Raw genomic sequence first — 2,874 nt, forward strand, 5'->3', positions numbered from 1 at the left:
CCGTGAGCAGCCGCTGTACGTCCGTCCGGTCGGGTTCAAGCCAACGGACACCGGCCGCCGGAGTGTCTGAAACGGTGACACTTATCTGTCCTGAGCCGAGGCTCGTCCGCTTGAGATCGATGAGCTTGGGCTTTGTGCCGCTGGTCCATCTGACAGAGCGGCGGCCGTCGCCAAAGGTGAAAGCCTTGGAAACATCGGCCTCAAGGGTCAGACCTTCGACGGGTGTGCCGGCGGAGCCGAGAACAGATATACCTGCTTGGGTAATGAGCCCGGCTTTGTGAGCGTCCCCAAGTTCTATGCGGATTGTGTACGGGCCGGCATTGGAATGTGCCTCCCCGGTCATCCATTTGGCGTTCCTGATGACGTCCTCCGGGAGGTTTTCCTGCTCGACAATGGCGTTCATCCCGGCCGCTTCCCAGGCCATACCGGGCGACGTCATGGCCCAGACGGCTAATTGGACCGAGGCTGCAGCCCGGTCGTCGGAGGTGGCGCCCCAACGGTTCAGCAGGTAGGACAAGGCGGCATTGCCGGAATCGTCGAGGGGCTGTCCGTCACTACGGATGAAGCCGCCATTGTGGCCTCTGTCGTAGCCGCCGGCATATGAAGGCGCGAGTTTCTTAAAGTCAGTGCAGTAGGCGATCATTCCGGCATTGTTGCGATGCTGTCCAACGAAATAGTTATTGCCCGCGAGTCCGGCGGCCTGCGTCCAGCCGCCGGGGACAGGTGCGGCCTGGGCGGCGGCTCCGGGCAAAAGCAGCCAGGCGCACATGATGAGTGCAAGGGCGGCAGCCAGTCGGCTGGGCCAGCGCAACGGGCGGACGGAAGCATGTGTCCCCGCGGGGACAGTGTAATGCGGCAGCAAGGATCCTCCGGATGAAGTCAGAACGGTTGTTGTCTGACTTCACTCTTCAGGGATGCTGAGGCTGCCGGTAGTGTGCATCCCGGTTTTGTGGACAAGCATCGGTGGAGGACGCCTGTGGAGGAGTAGAGGCTCAGCCTTCCGGCTGGTTCCCGCAGTTTTCGCTTAGCCAGTCTTTAATCGGAGCCAGCGCCTGGCTGAGGGCGTGGTCGTCGAGCCGTGGACCTTGCCGCGTGTCTGTCCTGGCGGGATCGCCGGCATCGCTGGTGTCGGATCCGACATCCCTGCCACCGCCCCGTTCACCCGCGGCGAGGCGCTCCCCGAAGGAGTCAATCAATAGCTGCACGTGGGCGAACTCCGACGTCAGCTCAGGTGGCGCCCCTTCTTTCATGTCCTCGATTTTGTCTTCGGTATTTGCCACATCGCGTTCGCTTCCACCTAGGCGCAGACTCACGGGAAGCAAAGCGATGGCGACGACATCGGCCGCAATCGCAGCGCATGCATCCGCCCGGCTCTCGTAGGAGCCCCATTCGCCGTCGGCAGTGGTCGGGACAGTGGCTGCGGGAGACGCCGGTGATGGCTCGACCGGTGTTGCGGTATCGGCAGCGCCGGAGGAATCCGGGGATGCACTCGTCACTTCGCCGCCACCGGGACCTGATGGCTCATCGGTACATCCGGTGAGCATGACGAGAGTGGCTACAGCGGCTGCACACATCGTTCGAAGCCGGACAGTCGAATTAGACGGATTTCCGGCTGCTGAATGTCCCACCGGTCGCCGCCCTTCGAACTCCATATCGGCCTTAGTCCATTAATCAACACCCTACGCGCAAAGTATTCTAGGCACGTAGGTTGATCGTCCGCCGGTGGGGAGAAACGGCGTGTTGAACTGGCAATGGAGGATAGGCGGTGCGGATGTTTTTCCTGATCGTGCGCGTGACCTTCCTCGTCACCGCTGTATCAGCCCTCATTTCCCGCGCCGATTGTGTTTTTGCCACCGGAACCTGCCTGGCTGCAAATTTGTTCAGTTATTTCACCATCCACAGCAACATCATTTTCGTCCTCGTGCTCATGATCGCGATGTATTACGGGGCCCTCTCCATCCATGAGCCGGAATGGTTGACGGCGGTCCGCGCCCTGACCACGACGTACATGATCGTCTCGGGCGTGACCTTCGGCGCGCTGATGATTAACGCTGAGCTGATGGGCCACCTGTTCCTGGTGCCCTTATCGGGCAAGGTACTGCACTTTGTGCTTCCCAGTTATGCCCTGCTGGACTTTCTCTTCGTGCCCGCGCGGCACCGGCTGCATTGGAGCGTCGGCTGGCTCTCAATGATCTTTCCGCTGATCTGGACGGTCTTCACCCTGGTCCGCGGGCAGTTGGCCGATTGGTATCCATACTTCTTCCTGGACCCCAACCTCGTGGGCGGATACCAGGTGGTTTCGATCTATGCGGTGATCTTGGCAGCCTTCATCCTGTTGGTGTCGTTTATGGTGGTTGCTTCCAGCCGGCTCCCGATAGCGCGGCTCCCTGATGAGTAAAACCGGCAAGCATCTACCGCGATCAGGCCGCAGGTGGAAGGATTGGCGCAAGAACTCTAGAAAGAATCCCATCAACGCAGATGAGGAGGGTTCCTGCCATGGGAAAGCCACACCGGAGCGGTCGCAAGTCAACCGTGATTTCGGCGCTGTGGACAGTGCTGGCCGTGATCGTCGCTGCGGTGATCCTTCGTGCCGCGATACAGAAACTTATGGGGGTTCCCGTCGCGCTGGAGCCGTTCGAGGAGTTCGGCTGGCCCATGTGGACGGTCTACGTGACAGCCGCCGGCGAAATAATCGGTTCAATAGCCCTGATCATTCCGCGCACGCGTCCGTTCGGAGGGCTGCTCCTGACGATGATCATGATCGGTGCTGCCTTCACGAACTTCGCCAACGGCCACCCCGATTACGTGATCCTCAACGCGATCCTGATCGCGGGTTCGCTGCTGTTGGTGTGGCAGTCGCGGGAGAACCTGCGC

Annotated in this window: 4 protein-coding genes; 2 read left to right on the forward strand and 2 right to left on the reverse strand. The window is 60.8% G+C overall.

The window, feature by feature from the left end:
• Together Y707_RS31395 and Y707_RS0108820 are read right to left on the reverse strand one after the other, a co-directional pair.
• On the reverse strand, positions 1 to 862 hold an 862-nt coding region (locus tag Y707_RS31395; RefSeq protein WP_035780927.1), incomplete at its 3' end, for a hypothetical protein.
• Positions 863 to 992: 130 nt separating this feature from the next.
• Complete coding sequence (locus Y707_RS0108820; RefSeq protein WP_162150200.1) at positions 993 to 1,496, reverse strand: hypothetical protein; 504 nt, start codon at positions 1,494 to 1,496, stop codon at positions 993 to 995.
• 275 nt (positions 1,497 to 1,771) lie between these two features.
• Between Y707_RS0108820 and Y707_RS24595 the strand changes: the two genes are divergently transcribed.
• Complete coding sequence (locus Y707_RS24595; protein ID WP_051441803.1) at positions 1,772 to 2,398, forward strand: Pr6Pr family membrane protein; 627 nt, start codon at positions 1,772 to 1,774, stop codon at positions 2,396 to 2,398.
• Positions 2,399 to 2,496: 98 nt separating this feature from the next.
• The coding region (locus tag Y707_RS24600) for a DoxX family protein (RefSeq protein WP_051441804.1) at positions 2,497 to 2,874 on the forward strand (378 nt) is incomplete at its 3' end.

Origin of the sequence: Arthrobacter sp. H14, from assembly GCF_000520495.1 — a bacterium.
Classification (GTDB): domain Bacteria; phylum Actinomycetota; class Actinomycetes; order Actinomycetales; family Micrococcaceae; genus Arthrobacter_C.